Source organism: Pseudomonas sp. AK-TSAG1-1 (assembly GCF_056821665.1).
The window spans coordinates 4,499,404-4,514,374 of the sequence record NZ_CM165965.1; the positions used below are offsets into that span (position 1 = coordinate 4,499,404).

At 60.9% G+C, this 14,971-nt stretch carries 16 protein-coding genes; all 16 read right to left on the reverse strand.

The window, feature by feature from the left end; all coding sequences use genetic code 11:
* Positions 1 to 40: 40 nt before the first annotated feature.
* Entirely contained in the window at positions 41 to 1,039 is a 999-nt protein-coding gene (locus AC1UK9_RS20225; RefSeq protein WP_482578360.1) for an ADP-ribosylglycohydrolase family protein, read from the reverse strand.
* A complete protein-coding gene (locus AC1UK9_RS20230; protein WP_482578361.1) occupies positions 1,036 to 1,749 on the reverse strand; it encodes a GntR family transcriptional regulator in 714 nt (237 codons plus the stop codon). The genes AC1UK9_RS20225 and AC1UK9_RS20230 overlap by 4 nt, the downstream gene beginning before the upstream one ends.
* A gap of 186 nt (positions 1,750 to 1,935) precedes the next feature.
* A complete protein-coding gene (gene araH, locus AC1UK9_RS20235; protein WP_045122821.1) occupies positions 1,936 to 2,904 on the reverse strand; it encodes an L-arabinose ABC transporter permease AraH in 969 nt (322 codons plus the stop codon).
* A gap of 12 nt (positions 2,905 to 2,916) precedes the next feature.
* On the reverse strand, positions 2,917 to 4,461 hold the full coding sequence (gene araG, locus AC1UK9_RS20240; RefSeq protein WP_025113029.1) for an L-arabinose ABC transporter ATP-binding protein AraG: 1,545 nt from the start codon (positions 4,459 to 4,461) through the stop codon (positions 2,917 to 2,919).
* Between the two features lie 33 nt (positions 4,462 to 4,494).
* Positions 4,495 to 5,499, reverse strand: a complete 1,005-nt coding sequence (locus AC1UK9_RS20245; RefSeq protein WP_025113028.1) for a substrate-binding domain-containing protein — start codon at positions 5,497 to 5,499, stop codon at positions 4,495 to 4,497.
* A gap of 146 nt (positions 5,500 to 5,645) precedes the next feature.
* Positions 5,646 to 6,464, reverse strand: coding sequence for an SDR family oxidoreductase (locus tag AC1UK9_RS20250; RefSeq protein ID WP_473013245.1), 819 nt, complete (start codon positions 6,462 to 6,464; stop codon positions 5,646 to 5,648).
* A 270-nt stretch (positions 6,465 to 6,734) separates the two neighbouring features.
* A complete protein-coding gene (locus tag AC1UK9_RS20255) occupies positions 6,735 to 7,610 on the reverse strand; it encodes an SMP-30/gluconolactonase/LRE family protein (RefSeq protein WP_482578362.1) in 876 nt (291 codons plus the stop codon).
* A gap of 128 nt (positions 7,611 to 7,738) precedes the next feature.
* The gene (locus tag AC1UK9_RS20260) at positions 7,739 to 8,455 is read right to left on the reverse strand and encodes a FadR/GntR family transcriptional regulator (RefSeq protein ID WP_482578363.1); all 717 of its coding nucleotides are present in this window, start codon (positions 8,453 to 8,455) and stop codon (positions 7,739 to 7,741) included.
* 190 nt (positions 8,456 to 8,645) lie between these two features.
* On the reverse strand, positions 8,646 to 9,206 hold the full coding sequence (locus AC1UK9_RS20265) for a DUF1285 domain-containing protein (protein ID WP_482578364.1): 561 nt from the start codon (positions 9,204 to 9,206) through the stop codon (positions 8,646 to 8,648).
* A gap of 15 nt (positions 9,207 to 9,221) precedes the next feature.
* Positions 9,222 to 9,827 carry a DUF4823 domain-containing protein gene (locus AC1UK9_RS20270; RefSeq protein ID WP_025113023.1) on the reverse strand — a complete coding sequence of 202 codons (606 nt, stop codon included), beginning with the start codon at positions 9,825 to 9,827 and terminating at the stop codon, positions 9,222 to 9,224.
* Between the two features lie 169 nt (positions 9,828 to 9,996).
* Positions 9,997 to 10,965 carry a GTP 3',8-cyclase MoaA gene (locus AC1UK9_RS20275; RefSeq protein ID WP_025113022.1) on the reverse strand — a complete coding sequence of 323 codons (969 nt, stop codon included), beginning with the start codon at positions 10,963 to 10,965 and terminating at the stop codon, positions 9,997 to 9,999.
* A gap of 137 nt (positions 10,966 to 11,102) precedes the next feature.
* The gene (locus AC1UK9_RS20280) at positions 11,103 to 11,741 is read right to left on the reverse strand and encodes a TetR/AcrR family transcriptional regulator (protein ID WP_007950805.1); all 639 of its coding nucleotides are present in this window, start codon (positions 11,739 to 11,741) and stop codon (positions 11,103 to 11,105) included.
* 387 nt (positions 11,742 to 12,128) lie between these two features.
* A complete protein-coding gene (locus AC1UK9_RS20285; protein WP_473013248.1) occupies positions 12,129 to 12,917 on the reverse strand; it encodes a TatD family hydrolase in 789 nt (262 codons plus the stop codon).
* A gap of 14 nt (positions 12,918 to 12,931) precedes the next feature.
* Complete coding sequence (locus AC1UK9_RS20290) at positions 12,932 to 13,288, reverse strand: PilZ domain-containing protein (protein WP_025113020.1); 357 nt, start codon at positions 13,286 to 13,288, stop codon at positions 12,932 to 12,934.
* Between the two features lie 57 nt (positions 13,289 to 13,345).
* Positions 13,346 to 14,329 (reverse strand): DNA polymerase III subunit delta', encoded by a 984-nt coding sequence (locus tag AC1UK9_RS20295; protein ID WP_482578365.1) that lies wholly within the window; start codon positions 14,327 to 14,329, stop codon positions 13,346 to 13,348.
* Positions 14,322 to 14,954: a dTMP kinase gene (tmk, locus tag AC1UK9_RS20300; protein WP_473013250.1), complete on the reverse strand. Its 633-nt coding sequence runs from the start codon at positions 14,952 to 14,954 to the stop codon at positions 14,322 to 14,324. Before tmk ends, AC1UK9_RS20295 begins: the two co-directional genes overlap by 8 nt.
* Positions 14,955 to 14,971 lie beyond the last annotated feature (17 nt).

Here is a 14,971-nt window from a genome sequence, read left to right on the forward strand (position 1 = left end):
ACCTGTGGGAGCGGGCTTGCTCGCGAAGGCGTCAGCCCGATCAACGCAGGGTCAAAAGCCCCTGCACCAACGGCTCAAGCTCCAGATGATTGACCGCCTTGACCGTGGCGATCATCGGCGCCGGCCAGCTCTCAAGGCCGAGGCAGGCCCCGAGCATGGCGCCGAGAATCGCCGCGATGGTGTCGGTGTCACCGCCCAGGCTTGCCGCCATGCACAGCGCATCGAACGCGCTCATCTCGCCCACCGCCACTTGCTGTGCCAGGGCGAACGAGACCACCACCGATTCCTGCGATGCCACCGACGTGCCGATCACGTCGTACAGCAAATCCGCCAGCAGCGCCTTGTCGCTGTCGACGCTGATGCTGCGCGCCCAACTGATGCGCGAAGCGATGCGCCCACCGGCGACCCAGTGCCCGTGCGCTTCTGCCTGTTGCGCAATCTGCTGGCCGAGGTTCAGCGCCTCGCCCAGGTCCATGCCGTTGATCCCGGCCGAGACCACTGCCGCGACAGCCGCCGCGCTGGAAATCCCCAGCGTGGTGTTGTGGGTGACCTGACAGGCCTGCACCACGGCCACGATGAAACGCTGTGGATCGGCCACGTCCGCGGCGATGCCCACCGGGGTGATGCGCATCGCCGCGCCGTTGGTGGTGCCGTAACGCCCGGCCTCCTCCGGCGAGTGGCCGGCGAGGATCATTTCAATGGCGCGTTTGGTCGATGGGCCAAGCAGGTCCTGCGAACCCTTGGCCTGCATCTCGGCCTCCCACTCGATCAGCCGTTGGGCGAGCACTGCCGGCTCGATCCGACCTTTGCCTTCAATCAGCAACTGGCCGACCAGAATCGCCTGTTCGGTGTCGTCAGTGATCGAGCCTTTGGGCATGTTGGCGGCGATCGGTTGCAGGGGACCGGCGTCCTGCAGATCGGTGATGCGGCCGAAGCGGGTCTTGATCGTTTCGCGGTTCAGCGATTGCGTCGGCATGCCCAGCGCGTCACCGAGGGCCAGGCCATAGAACGCACCGAGGGCACGGTTGAGCGCGGTCATTTCGATTCTCCAAATTGCAGGTGCAGGCGAAAATGCACCGGGTCGAGCAGGCTTTCGACCTGCTCCATGAACCGGTTCTGCCGGTCGTAAGTGGTGCGCAGGGCCTTGAGGAACACCGTGCCTTGCGGGCGTCCGAGCAGTTCGGCGTCTTCGGCATTCAGCGGTTCGGCGCCGATCCACTGATCGCCGCGCTCGCCGATGTAGCCGTAGGCGGCCAGGGTGATGGTCAGCGAGTTGTCGATCAGACCGACGCGCGGCAGGCTCTCCAGGCCGCCGCTGGCCGGCATCAACGAGCGTTCGAGAGAGACCAGCGTGCCGTCGTTGGAGCGCCGGCGGCGGTCGAGGGTGATGAATCGCTCGGTACCCAAGCGCGAGAGCAGGTCGGGCCGGGTTACGGCTTCCAGACGCAGCACTTCAGTGTTGATCAACACCCCGCTGTCGGCCAGCGCCTGCGCCCAGCCGCTGCGCTGGTCGAGCACCACACCGTCGAACGTGACAATCGAGCCGACACCGCTTTGCGTAGCGATGTAGTTGCGCCGCTTCAGTTCGGCCAGCGCTTCGCGCAACGTGCCACGGCTGACGTTGAATTCCTGAGCCAACTGATGCTCGCCGGGCAACAGAAAGCCGTCCTCCATGAGGCCGCTTTCGATGCGCCGGACGAGTTCGTCGACCACCCGTTGTTTCTTGTCAAATCGTACCTGTCTAATCATGTACAAAGTGATAACCGAAACGGACGCGGTCGAGCAAGGAATATTTGGGGAAGGTGACCAGAGGCGGGAGACTGCGCGATCTCCTGTGGGAGCGGGCTTGCTCGCGAATGCGGTGTGTCAGTCGGCGAAGATGTTGTCTGACACAGCGCTTTCGCGAGCAAGCCCGCTTCCACAGGGGAGTAGTGATTACCGTTGTTTGAGACGGTCGATGACCACAGCCAACAGCAGAATCGAACCGCGAATCACATACTGGTAAAACGTGTCGATGTTCTTCAGGTTCATCGCATTCTCGATAATCGCCAGTATCAGCACCCCGGCAATCACGTGCCGGATCATGCCGATCCCGCCACTGAGCGACACCCCGCCCAGCACACACGCCGAGATCACGGTCAGCTCGAAACCCTGGCCGATCATCGGCTGCCCGGAGGTCATGCGCGATGCCAGGATCACCCCGGCCAGCGCACCGATCACGCCGTGCACGGCGAAGATGATGATCTTGGTGCGGTCAACGTTCACGCCGGCAAGCAACGCCGCTTCCTGGTTGCCGCCGATGGCCATGGTGTTGCGTCCGTAGGTGGTGTAGTTCAGCAACCAGCCAAAAAACAGGAAGCAAACGATGGTGATGAGGATCGGCACCGGCACGCCGAACAATTGGCCGTTGCCAAAGACGAAGAACGATTCCTGCGACACGCCTACCGCTTTGCCGTTGGCAAAGATGTAGGCCAGACCACGGACAATCTGCATCGTCGCCAGCGTGGTGATCAGCGCATTGACCCGCAGCTTGGCAATCACGATGCCGTTGATCAGCCCGACAATCAGGCCCATCACCAGCGCCGCGCTGACGCCGAGGAATACGCTGTTGGTGTCGCGCATCACCACCGCCGCGACCACCCCGGCGCAGGCGATCACCGAGCCCACCGACAAGTCGAAATGCCCCGACGCCAGGCAGTACAACATGGTGCACGCGGCGATGCCGGTGGTGGAAATCGCCAGGCCCAGCCCGCGCATGTTCAGTGGCGAAAGGAAGTTGTCGATCAGCAGAGTGCAGGCGAGGAAGATGCCGATGGCCGCCAGCAGCATCACCCAGTCGTCGAGGAAGCGCCGCAGGTCCAGCGGTTTGCGGGGAGTCGGCAGCGCCTTGTTTTGGATGGTCATCATGTTCACCTCTCAGTTCGCCACGCCGTCAGCGCGATGGCGCGGCAAAGCCAGTTGCAGCAGGTTGGATTCATTGGCCTGGTCGCGGCTGACTTCGCCGCGCAACGCGCCTTCACAGAGCACCAGAATGCGATCGGAAATGCCCATCACTTCCATGAGGTCGCTGGACACCACAATCACCGAAATACCGTCGGCGGCAAGGTTATGGATGATCTGGTAGATCTCGGCCTTGGCGCCGATGTCGATGCCGCGTGTGGGTTCGTCGAGCAGCAGGACTTTCATCGGCATCGACAGCCAGCGGCCAAGAATGGCTTTCTGCTGATTGCCGCCGGACAGGAATTTGATCTGCTGGCCGGCATGCGGTGTTTTGACTTTCAGCGCCTTGATCTGTTTGTCGGCGTTGCCCTTCTCCCACAGCCCGCGCAGCAGACAGCCGAGGCTGGCATTGGCACCGCGAGCACTGATGTTGATGTTCTCGGCGACGCTGGCCAGCGGGATGATCCCCTCTTTTTTGCGGTCCTCGGGGCACAGCAGGATCCCGGCGGCGATTGCATCACGCGGTGACCGCAACTTCAGTTCATGGCCGCGCAATTGGAGGCGTCCAGCCGTGTTGCGCTCAAGCCCGCTGAGCAGCCGGAACAGTTCGGTGCGCCCCGCTCCGACCAGGCCGAACAAGCCGAGAATCTCGCCCTTGTGCGCCTCGAAACTCACCGGCTCGCGCAGCCCCGGGCCGAGCAGACCGTCGACCTTCAGCGCCACCGCGCCACGCGGGCGGCTGCGGTAATCGTAGATGTCCTGAATGTCGCGCCCGACCATGCAGGTGACCAGTTGATCGTGGGTCAGCAGGCCCATGTCGTCGAAGGTGCGCACATAACGGCCGTCCTTGAACACCGTCACCGCGTCGCAGATGCGAAACACCTCTTCCATGCGATGCGAGACATAGAGCACCACTTTGCCCTCGTCGCGCAAACGGCTGATGATCGCCATCAAGCGATCGATCTCGCGGGCCGAGAGGCTGCTGGTCGGTTCGTCGAAAGCGATCACATGCGCGCCACGGGACAACGCCTTGGCAATTTCCACCAGTTGCCGCTGGCCGAGCGACAGGCGCCCGACCTTGGTCTGCGGGTCGATTTCATCGGCCAGGCCCTTGAGGCAGGCCAGGGCGTTCTGGCGCAGGGCGCCACGATTGATCAGGCCGAAACTGGCCGGCAGATGGCCGAGAAACAGGTTCTCGGCCACGGTCATTTCCGGCACCAGATGCAGCTCCTGGTGAATCACCGCGACGCCGCTGCCGATGCTGTCGGCCGTCGACTTGAAGGCCATCGTCTGCTCGCCGATCTGCAACTCGCCGCTGCTGGGGATGTAGGCTCCGCCGAGGATTTTCAGCAGGGTCGATTTGCCGGCGCCGTTCTCGCCCATCAAGGCGTGGACCTGCCCCGGATGGGCGACGAAGCTGATGGCGTCCAGCGCCTTCACCCCGGGAAAGGTCTTGCCGATCCCGTTGAAGCGCAGGCTGCCGCCGGCGCTGCTTGCATGTGTCTGTACTTGCGCGTGCATCTGAGTCACCTCTTCACACCGATCGAGCAGCCATCAATTCCACAGGCCGATTTTTTCCAGCTCTTGCTTGAAGTTCTCGCGGGTGATCAGGGTGACGTCGTCCATTGCCGTGTATTTCGGCGGCTCTTTGCCGGTGGTGACCCACTCGTACATCATCTCGGCAGTCTTGTAGCCTTCGATATGCGGACTCGGCAGCATCGAACCAAAGAAGCCGCTGTTGGGCTTTTTCAGTTCGCCGATAGCGTCGGTGCCGTTGATGCCGATCCCGATCACGTTGGCCGCAGCGAACCCGGCAGCTTCGGTGGCGCGCACCCCGCCGAGCACAGTGTTGTCGTTCATACCGCCGATGATCAGGTTCTTCGCCGCACTCGGCAGCTTGACCAGCGCCGAGTTGGTGGCGTCCATGCTGCCCGGCACATCAAGGGTCTTGAGCGCCGCGAACAGGATGTGATCCTTCGGCAGGCCGGCGTCTTCGAGGGATTTGACCGAGCCGTCGGTGCGCTTCTTGCCAGTGTCGAGTTCGTTGTAGGTGTTGACCACCGCGTAGGTGTCTTTCCAGTCCCAGTTGCGTTTCTTCGCTTCGGCAACCATCGCGTTACCCTGCTTCTGGCCGACCTCGAACGCGGCCATGCCGAGGTATGGCACGTCTTCCATGAACTTGCCGTTGGCGTCGACAAAACGGTCGTCCACGGCAATCACTTTGAGGTCATTGAGCTTGGCCTTGGCCATGATCGCCGGGCCGAGCGACACATCCGGCGGGCAGATCACAAAGCCCTTGGCACCGTTGGCGGCGAGGCTGTCGATGGCCGAGAGGGTTTTCTCCCCGTCCGGCACGGCGATCTTGATCAGCTCGAAGCCTTTATCCTTAGCAGCCTTTTCCGCGAAAGCCCATTCGGTCTGGAACCACGGCTCTTCAGCCTGTTTGACCAGGAAACCGATTTTCACGGTGTCGGCAGCCAGCAGCGAACTGCTCAGGCTGAACGCGGTGACCGCCAGCGCGGCACTGCACAGGGTACGAATCCCGAAACGACGTTTCATAAGCTGACTCCTTGTTATTTTTCTTGAGCGTTATTTGAAAAGCGTGGTGTGGCGTTATCGCGTTTCCCTGCAAAGCATTTCGAAAATAGTCATATCGTATGATGATTGGATTTCAAGCGGATTCATCCGCCACTCACCCGATCAGGTCAGTCGTGGTACATCACCGAGCGCCCACCATCGATGGTGATACACGAGGCGTTGATGAACGGTGCTTCATCACTGGCCAGAAACACCGCCGTCATCGCCACTTCGATGGGCTGGCCGATGCGTTTTGGTGGGTGCAGGTCAAATGCGCGCTGACGCTCGGCGTGGGGGTCGGCAAAGCCGTTCCAGTAATCGACGTTCAGTTGCGTCTCGATGTAGCCCGGAGCGATGGCGTTGACCCGAATGCCCTTCGGCGCGTACTCGATGCCCAGCGCCCGGGTCAGCCCGAGCAGGCCGTGCTTGGCCACCGGATACGGGAAGCAGCCGGGAATGATGTGGGTGGAATGGGTCGAAGCGATGTTGATGATGCTGCCGACACCTTGCTCGATCATCTGCGGCAGCACGGCTTTGCAGCCATACCAGGCGCCGTCCAGGTCAATGGCGAAGCAACGACGCCAGTCTTCTTCGGTCATTTTCAGCGGATCGCGGAACACGTTGACCCCGGCGCAGTTGACCAGCACGTCGATGCGCCCGTGCAACTCGATCGCCAGTTTGGCCATGGCGTGCAGGTCTTGCTGGCGCGAGACGTCGGCTTTGATCGCCTGCACGTCGGCACCCTGCTCGCGCCAGTGGGCGGCGACCTTCTCGACTTTCTCCGCCTGAATATCGCTGATCACCAATTTGGCCTGCTGCGAAGCGAAGGTGGCGACGATCGCTTCGCCGATGCCCTGGGCCGCGCCGGTCAGCAGCACCACTTTGTTTTTCAGACGCTCGCCCTTCGGCGGTGCGGGCACTGGCGGCAAGGAAAGAGGTTCAGCCATGGATCAGGACTCCTGTTCGTAAGCACAAAAAAACCGGGCATCTGACGATGTCCGGTCTGAAAGACTGTGAAAACAAAACAGGCAGGCGCGGCGGGCGACGCCGGGCCGTTGCGAGACGCTGACTCCGCTGGGGAGTGCGATAGAGATTCGCTGCATCACTTCACCTGTTTTGTTCTTTTTAAGTGTGAGTGCGTGTTACTGCTGGAGCCGACTATAAACCCGACCGCCGAATAATCTCAATATATAATTTTGCATCCCATATTTTGGGATTTATCCCGTAAACCGCGTACAGGGTTGGCCCGGCACATCGACCCGCATCGACAACACCGCGCCATCCAGTGAATGGTTTTGCGGACTCTGGGCGCTGGTGATGTACAGGGTTTTCAGGTCTTCGCCACCGAACACACAACTGGTCGGGCGGCTGACCGGCAGTTCGATCTTGCGCTCGACCTCGCCTTGCGGCGTCAGGCGCAGCAGGCATCTGCCATCCCAACGGGCGTTCCACACGTAGCCTTCGGCATCCATCGCCGAACCGTCGGGGCCGCCCTGCCCGTCTGGGCCGTACCAGACATCAGGGCTGCCGAGATTGCCGTCGGTGTGTATGAAATAGCGGTTGAGCGTCCCGTCGAAGCTGTCGCCGAACAGCAGCGTGGTGCCGTCGTCGCTCCACAACAGCGTGTTGGGAATCCCCAGACCGCGCAGCAGTGGCGTGACACGCTGGTCTGGATCAATGCGGAACAAGCCACCGGAGCGGCGCACGATCGGCAGATCTTCGCCCTGTTCGCCGATGTTGTTCTGCATGGTGCCAAGCCACAGCCGACCCTGAGCGTCGCAGCGCGCTTCGTTGGGCCGATTGCCCGGTTGCGGGTCGGCAATGCAGAACAGTGTCAAACGTGGCTCAAGGCCCGGAGAGTCGAGGTCCAGTCGATACACGCCACTGCTCAGGGTCACCAGCGCATCGCCACTGGCGCACGGAATGAACGCGGAAACGTGTTCGGGCATCTGCCAGATCTGCACGTTGTTGCCGATCAGCCGCAGCGCCTGCCGGCCGGCGATATCGACCCAGTACAGCGCCTGGGTGGGGGCGTCCCAGAATGGGCCTTCACCGAGTTTGGCGCGGTGTTGGGTTACGGCGGTCCACGTCATGGCAACTCCTTGAGTCTTGTTTTTACTGTAGGAGTAAGCCTGCTCGCGATGGCGGTGGCTCAGTGAGGTTGATTGCGACTGATACACCGCTTCGCGAGCAGGCTCACTCCTACAGGGGATTTGTGTTTTCAACTGGCTTTCTTGTCGGCCATCACCTTTGGGTAAAAGCGTTTGATCGCCAGGTCGGCGTTATCGATCAGGGTCATGCAGGCCCACACCCCGCGTGCAGAATCGCGCGCGGCGATGGCGTCGGCCATGTCTTTGTGGATCGGCAAGGTGCGGCGCAATTCGTCGGGGTCGGCGGCGGAGACTTCAAACGACACAGCGAGCAAGGCGCCAAGGGCCGGGACCATTTGCTCGATGAACTGATTGTGACTGGCCGCCAGAATGCATTCGTGGAAGACCTGATCGGCACGGTTGTAATCGACGCCGCTGTCGACAGCGCGCTCCAGCGCGTTGTACGCCAGTTGCACGGCCTGAATCTGCTCCAGACTGGCACGCTCGCAGGCCCAGCGCACGGCCATCGGTTCGATGGTGCGCCGCAGGTCGAGCAGGTCGTCGACGAAATTTTCAGGCAGGCCATTGCGCGACAGCCAACCGACGACTTGCGGATCGAACAGGTTCCAGCGCCGCACCGGCAGTACCCGGGTGCCAACTTTCGGCCCGACTTCGAGCATGCCTTTGGCGACGAGGGTCTTGATCGCTTCGCGGATCACCGTGCGGCTGACACCCAGTTGCAGACCCAGATCCGCCTCGACCTTGATCGCCTGCCCCGGTTTGACCTGGCCGGCGGCGATCCAGCTGCCCAGCCAATCAACCGTTGATGCATGAAAGCTGCTGGACATGGAAACCTCAAAGCGGTTCGCGATGAGTGTTCACGCTAATGATCATATGATTGAGAGTCAACCTGGATTTTCTGCTCAAACACAAACCCCTGTAGGAGTGAGCCTGCTCGCGATAGCGGAGTGTCAGTCGACATTAATGCCACTGAACCAACGCTATCGCGAGCAGGCTCACTCCTACAGGGGGTTGTGTTTAAGGTTCGAGGCCGATGCGGAAGAACTCGCCGCCACTCCACACACCCAGCCAGCGCTGCCCGTCGATTTCGCGGCTGACCGCCAGTTCCACCAGTTGGTAGAACACGTTGCGGTGAATCAGCGCTTCAAGGTTAGTGCGCACATGCACGTAGGGCGCGGGTTCCTGGGTCGCCGGGTCGATCTCGACGCGGATCGGGTGCTCAGGCCCGGCCTCGGTCGTTTCCTCGACATTGGTGGTGAAACGCAGCAACTGCGCTTCGCCCTCGCCTTCGACTTCCACGGCAATCGCCACGAACGGCGCGTCGTCGACCTTGATCCCGACCTTTTCGACCGGGGTAATCAGGAAATAATCATCGCCGTCGCGGCGGATGATGGTGGAGAACAGCTTGACCATCGGCTTGCGCCCGATCGGCGTGCCCAGGTAATACCAGGTGCCGTCGCGGGCGATGCGCATGTCGATGTCGCCGCAGAAGTCCGGGTTCCACAAGTGCACCGGCGGCAGGCCTTTGGTTTTGGGGATCTGTCCCAACAGGTCATTGGCTTTTTGCGGGCCACTCATGGCGTACTCCTTGGTTTATTGGTCGCCGATCCCCAGCAGGCTGCGCGCGTATTGCGCCAGTGGCGGGCCGATCAGGTCTTCAGGCTTGTTGTCGTGGAACGTCAGTAAACCGCCACGACTCTTGATCCGTGCAGTATCAATCAAATACTGGGTGCTGGTCTCGATCAACATGATCTGAATCACCCCGCCGTCGATGCCCAGACGATCCACGGCTTCCTGATCGAGCCACTCATCGGAGTTGCCGATGCGGTCATCAGCCTTGGCAAAACGGGTGTACAGCAGATAGTGGGCGCCCGCGTCACGAGCTTCGCCCATCGCCTGATCGAGGCCTTCAGGAGCCCGGGCGCGACGAACCATCGGGAAATACTCGACGAAACCTTTGAAGGCTTCTTCGGCGACCACGTTCGGGCGCGGGTAGGAACCACCCGGCGGCGCGAACGCACCCTGGGCGATGTAGATGAACGAGTCCGGCTGAATGCGGAAGTTGTTCACGCGACGGCTGTCGCTGTGATCCAGCAGCCCCGCGTCGCTCATCTGATAGCGAGTGCCTTCGGCCATATCGCTGACAGTCATACAGCCGCCAAGCGCCAAAACGGCCAGCAGCAAAACCAGGCTACGCATCCTCATCCTCCAGAAGCCGGTGACGGAAAACCGGCGAATGGCCGTTGGATGCAGCTTTTGCGCCAGCTCTGATTCTTCGTTGATTTATACAATGCATTCGCGAGCAGGCTCGCTCCCACAGGAGAACGCATTCCAAGGTGGGAGCGAGCCTGCTCACGAAAGTGGCTGATCAGCCGCCGATGATTTTCATGATGGTTGCGCCGCCGGAGAACGCCACTTCCTGCTTGTCGCCCAACGCCTTGACCAGCAAACGCTGCAACGCCGGCAATGCCTGATGGCGCGGTTTGTCGAGCAGGTCGCCGACATAGTGGCGGTTGCTCGACGACAGGCAGCCATGCAGCCAGCCGGTCGACGACAGGCGCAAACGCGAGCAGGTTCTGCAGAACGGCACGCTTTCGTTGGCGATCACGCCGAAATGACCAACGCCCGGGATCGCATAACGCACGGCCGTGGCGTCCACCGGCGCATCTGCCTGCGCGTATTCGTAGCGCTCACCAATCAGGCTCAGCAATTGCTGCAGGCTGACGAACTGTTGCAGGAAGGCATTGGAGTCGGTCGCCAGATGGCCCATCCGCATCAACTCGATGAAGCGCAACTCGTAGCCACGCTCAAGGCAGTAATCGAGCAGCGGCATTACCTGATCCAGGTTCTGCCCGCGCAATGGCACCATGTTGACCTTGATCTTCAGCCCCGCCGCCTTCGCCTGATCCATGCCATCGAGCACGGTCGCCAGATCGCCGCCACGGGCGATGCTGCGAAACGCACCGGCGTCGAGGGTATCGAGGGACACATTGATCCGGCGCAGACCGGCGTCCACCAGCAGCGGTAGCTTCTTCGCCAGGAGTTGACCGTTGGTGGTCAGGCTGATGTCTTCCAGGCCCATCTTGCCGACGGCGCTCATGAAAGATTCGAGTTTGGGGCTGACCAGCGGCTCACCGCCGGTGATGCGCAAGCGCTCGATACCGGCAGCTTCGATCAGATAGGCTACGCCGCGTGCCATGGCCTCGGCCGACAGTTCGTCCTGCGCAGCCACCAGCCGCTTGCCGTTGGGCACGCAGTAGGTACAGGCGTAATTGCAGGCTGAAGTCAGGCTGATGCGCAAATTGCGAAAACGCCTGCCTTGACGGTCAACGATCATGATCACTCCGGCGATAGAATTTCGAGCCGCTAAAACTTGACTCACAAATCAAGTTTTAGCAAGCCCTATGCCTGAGTATATTCCTGCGGTACTGCGTCATGTAGCGAAATCATGGCGCAATAAGGCAGCTGAATGGTTCAGCTGCTTGGGGTTTCCGGATCACGCTTGCGCTTGTTGCCCATGCGCACGCCGATGTCCATCAGGAACTGGAAGAAACCTTCCTGATCTTCCAGCACATTGCTCCAGAACGGCGAGTGATACAGCGCCACCGCGCCGTGCACCAGCGCCCAGGACGCGCAGTAGTGGAAGTACGGCGGCACGTCTTCGAGCTTGCCTTCGCTGATCCGGCCCTTGATGAGCAAGGTCAGGCGTTCGAAGTTCGAAGCACGGATCTTGTGCAGCTCCTCGACCATTTCCGGCACCTGATTGCCTTTTACGACCTTCTCTTCGAGGCGGTCGAACAGGCGATAGCGCTGTGGGTCGCGCATGCGGAATTCGAAGTAGGCACGGGACAGCGCTTCCTTGTCCTTGTCGACATCGGCCGAATGCAGCAGCTCGTTCAAATCGCGCTCGTAATCGAGCATCAGGCGCAGATAGATCTCGGCCTTGGATTTGAAGTGCTTGTAGATCGTGCCTTTGCCGATACCCACGGCATCAGCAATCATCTCGACGGTGACACTGTCTTCACCTTGTTCGAGGAACAGCTTGAGCGCGGTATCGAGAATTTCTTGCTCGCGGCGACGAAACTCACGGACCTTACGAGGTTCTTTGTGCATAAGAAAAGGTCTGAAGGGTCAAAATTCGAAGCCGCGTATTATGCCTAACTTGCGCAAAAATGCACGGATCATCCGACCATATCTGTGTTTCTTGTTCATTTTGCGAACGCCGGGGGTGCAATGAGAACTCAACTGAAGCGCACGTATTCCAAATTTGTTTAAAAACCCCGACCGCTCAACTGGACTCAACGCCAGACTGATCAATACTTGAACTGTCGGTCGGCATCTCCCCCAAGTGCCGTGCCGATAAAGGTACCAAGGGACCGCGTGCCTTTGTTTTACTCCTAATGGTCTTAACCCGGATTCACCCCCCAGAACCCGGGTTTTTTTTGCCTGCGATTTGGTTTTCCTGCGGCAATGAGCCTGCCCGCAATGGCCATTTCGCACTCAAGCAGATTTAACACTCGCCAGCGGGAACAACCGCTTGAAGTTCTCGGTGGTCTGCTCGGCAAATCGCTCGTAGTTTTCCCCGCGCAACATCGCCAGAAACTCCGCCACTTCACGTACATACTGCGGCAGGTTCGGCTTGCCGCGATAAGGGATCGGCGCCAGGTATGGCGAATCGGTCTCCACCAGCAACCGGTCGGCCGGGACTTTGCTTGCCACATCGCGCAAGGCATCGGCATTGCGGAAAGTCACGATACCCGACAGGGAAATGTAATAGCCCATGTCCAGCGCGGCCTTGGCCATGTCCCAGTCTTCGGTAAAGCAATGCAGCACACCGGCCTGAGGCAACGCAGCATCGCGCAGTAATTCAAGGGTGTCGGCGCGAGCGCCACGGGTATGGATGATCACCGGTTTGCCGGTATGCTGCGCCGCTTGCAGGTGCAGACGGAAGGACTCCTGCTGCAATTCGGCGGCTTCCGGCTCGTAATGGTAATCCAGACCGGTTTCGCCGATCGCCACCACTTTCGGGTGATTGAGTTCGTGCAGCAGCCAGTCCAGCGCAGGCGCGGCGCCCGGTTGCACATCGAGCGGATGCACGCCGACCGAGCAATCGACGTCGGCATAGCGTTCGGCAAGGGCTTTGACGTCGGCGGCGTTGTCGGCACTGACGCCGATGCACAGGAAGTGCCCTACCCCACGCTGGCGGGCCGCATCGAGTGCGGCATCCAGCGAGCCGTCATGGGCGGCAAGGTCGAGGCGATCAAGGTGACAATGGGAATCTACGAGCATAAAAGGACTGCAACTTACATCGTATGAGTGGGACGGTCGGACTTCAGGGCTCCGGCCAGATGGGTTTCGATGCGACTGCGGGCGGTGTTGTCGCCTTCATTGAATTGCACGCCGACACCGGCGGCACGATTGCCCTGGGCGCCTTTGGGGGTAATCCAGGCGACCTTGCCGGCCACCGGAATCTTCTCCGCCTCGTCCATCAGGTTGAGCAGCATGAACACCTCATCGCCCAACTTGTAGCTCTTGTTGGTCGGGATGAACAGGCCACCGTTCTTGATGAACGGCATGTAGGCGGCGTACAGCACCGACTTGTCCTTGATGGTCAGGGACAGGATGCCGTTGCGCGGCCCCGGGCTCATGGGTTCATTCATGTTGACCTCCACTGCTGATGTTCAGAGTCTAGGCGCACAAAGTCGTTTTGGGGGCGATTACCGGTGACCCGGCAAACTCACCCACTGCACCAACAAGGCTTCCAGCAGCAACGCTGGATTGAGGTTGGCTTTGCTCAGGACTTTCTGCCGCTGGGCGAGAATCCAGTCCTGAATGTCGAGGACTTTGCCCTGCGCGCTTTTCTGCGCCAGATACTGCACCACTTTGCGCATGTCGGTCAGACCGAGGCCGTTTTCATCCTGGGTCAATTGATAACGCAGGATCAGGCTCGACCAGTCGCAGAACCAGTCGAACAGACGCAGCATCGGAATGTTTTTCCATTCTTCGGCCAGTTGTGTCGGCGACTGCTGTTGCTTGAGCAACTTCTTCACGCCTTCGACCACCTGCGCGCGCTGTTCGCGCACGCCCTGGGCCTGCAGGCTGACCGCCGCCAGTGGCGAACCGGCCGCCAGCGTTAGCAATTCGACGCGCTCCTCGGTAGAACACTCCGGCAGCGCCTGCGACAGCCACTGCAGGCTTGCGGCCTCACTCGGCAATGGACACGCCTGCTGCACGCAACGACTCTTGATCGTCGGCAGCAACCGGCTCGGCTGGTGGCTGACCAGTAACAGCACCGTATTGCCGGATGGCTCTTCAAGGCTTTTGAGCAAGGCGTTGGCGGCGTTGATATTCATCGACTCCACCGGTTCAATCAGCACCACCTTGCGCCCGCCCAATTGCGCGGTCTGCACCACGAAACTGACCAGATCACGGACTTGATCGACCTTGATCGCCTTGTCGGCTTCTTCCGGCTCAAGGATGTAGTTGTCCGGGTGACTGCCGGCCTTGAGCAGCAGGCAGGACTTGCACTCGCCGCAAGCCTCGGGCGTCGGACGCTGACACAGCAGGCTGGCCATCAGCCGCTCGGCCAGCGCGCGCTTGCCGATCCCGGCCGGGCCGTGCAGCAGATACGCGTGAGCATGCTGACTACGCCCGGCCAACTGCTGCCAGAGGCTGTCTTGCCATGGATAGGCGTCAGCCACGGGTCAGCTCCAGCAGACGCGGCAACAGCGTGTCCAGCGAGCGCTGAACGTCTGCCAGCGGCTGACCGGCATCGATCCGCACATAACGCGCAGGTTCGGCTTCGGCACGCTTGAGAAACGCACCGCGCACCGCCTCGAAGAACGCCCGGCCTTCCAGTTCGAAACGATCCAGGCGCCCGCGAGCGCTGGCGCGGGCCAGGCCGATTTCCACCGGCAGATCGAAAATCAGCGTCAGGTCCGGGCGCAGGTCACCCTGAACGAACGTCTCCAGTGCCGCAATACGCTCCAGCGACAAACCGCGACCACCGCCCTGATAGGCGTACGTCGAGTCAGTGAACCGATCGCACAGCACCACGGCGCCACGGGCCAGTGCCGGACGAATGACCTCGGCCAGATGCTGGGCACGGGCGGCGAACACCAGCAACAGCTCGGTGTCGGGGTTCATGACTTCATCGGCCGGGGCCAGCAGCACATCGCGAATGCGTTCTGCCAGCGGCGTGCCGCCGGGTTCGCGGGTCAGCACCACTTCAATACCTTGCGTGCGCAGACGCTCGGCGAGGTACTCGCGGTTGGTGCTCTTGCCGGCGCCTTCCGGGCCTTCCAGGGTAATAAACAAGCCAGTCACAGGCAGTCCTTAATCAA

Coding starts and splice junctions, on each gene's coding strand:
- AC1UK9_RS20225 (WP_482578360.1), bottom strand. CDS start 1,039: ATGACCGCGCTCAACCGTGCCCTCGGTGCGTTCTATGGCCTGGCCCTC.
- AC1UK9_RS20230 (WP_482578361.1), bottom strand. CDS start 1,749: ATGATTAGACAGGTACGATTTGACAAGAAACAACGGGTGGTCGACGAA.
- araH (WP_045122821.1), bottom strand. CDS start 2,904: ATGACCATCCAAAACAAGGCGCTGCCGACTCCCCGCAAACCGCTGGAC.
- araG (WP_025113029.1), bottom strand. CDS start 4,461: ATGCACGCGCAAGTACAGACACATGCAAGCAGCGCCGGCGGCAGCCTG.
- AC1UK9_RS20245 (WP_025113028.1), bottom strand. CDS start 5,499: ATGAAACGTCGTTTCGGGATTCGTACCCTGTGCAGTGCCGCGCTGGCG.
- AC1UK9_RS20250 (WP_473013245.1), bottom strand. CDS start 6,464: ATGGCTGAACCTCTTTCCTTGCCGCCAGTGCCCGCACCGCCGAAGGGC.
- AC1UK9_RS20255 (WP_482578362.1), bottom strand. CDS start 7,610: ATGACGTGGACCGCCGTAACCCAACACCGCGCCAAACTCGGTGAAGGC.
- AC1UK9_RS20260 (WP_482578363.1), bottom strand. CDS start 8,455: ATGTCCAGCAGCTTTCATGCATCAACGGTTGATTGGCTGGGCAGCTGG.
- AC1UK9_RS20265 (WP_482578364.1), bottom strand. CDS start 9,206: ATGAGTGGCCCGCAAAAAGCCAATGACCTGTTGGGACAGATCCCCAAA.
- AC1UK9_RS20270 (WP_025113023.1), bottom strand. CDS start 9,827: ATGCGTAGCCTGGTTTTGCTGCTGGCCGTTTTGGCGCTTGGCGGCTGT.
- AC1UK9_RS20275 (WP_025113022.1), bottom strand. CDS start 10,965: ATGATCGTTGACCGTCAAGGCAGGCGTTTTCGCAATTTGCGCATCAGC.
- AC1UK9_RS20280 (WP_007950805.1), bottom strand. CDS start 11,741: ATGCACAAAGAACCTCGTAAGGTCCGTGAGTTTCGTCGCCGCGAGCAA.
- AC1UK9_RS20285 (WP_473013248.1), bottom strand. CDS start 12,917: ATGCTCGTAGATTCCCATTGTCACCTTGATCGCCTCGACCTTGCCGCC.
- AC1UK9_RS20290 (WP_025113020.1), bottom strand. CDS start 13,288: ATGAATGAACCCATGAGCCCGGGGCCGCGCAACGGCATCCTGTCCCTG.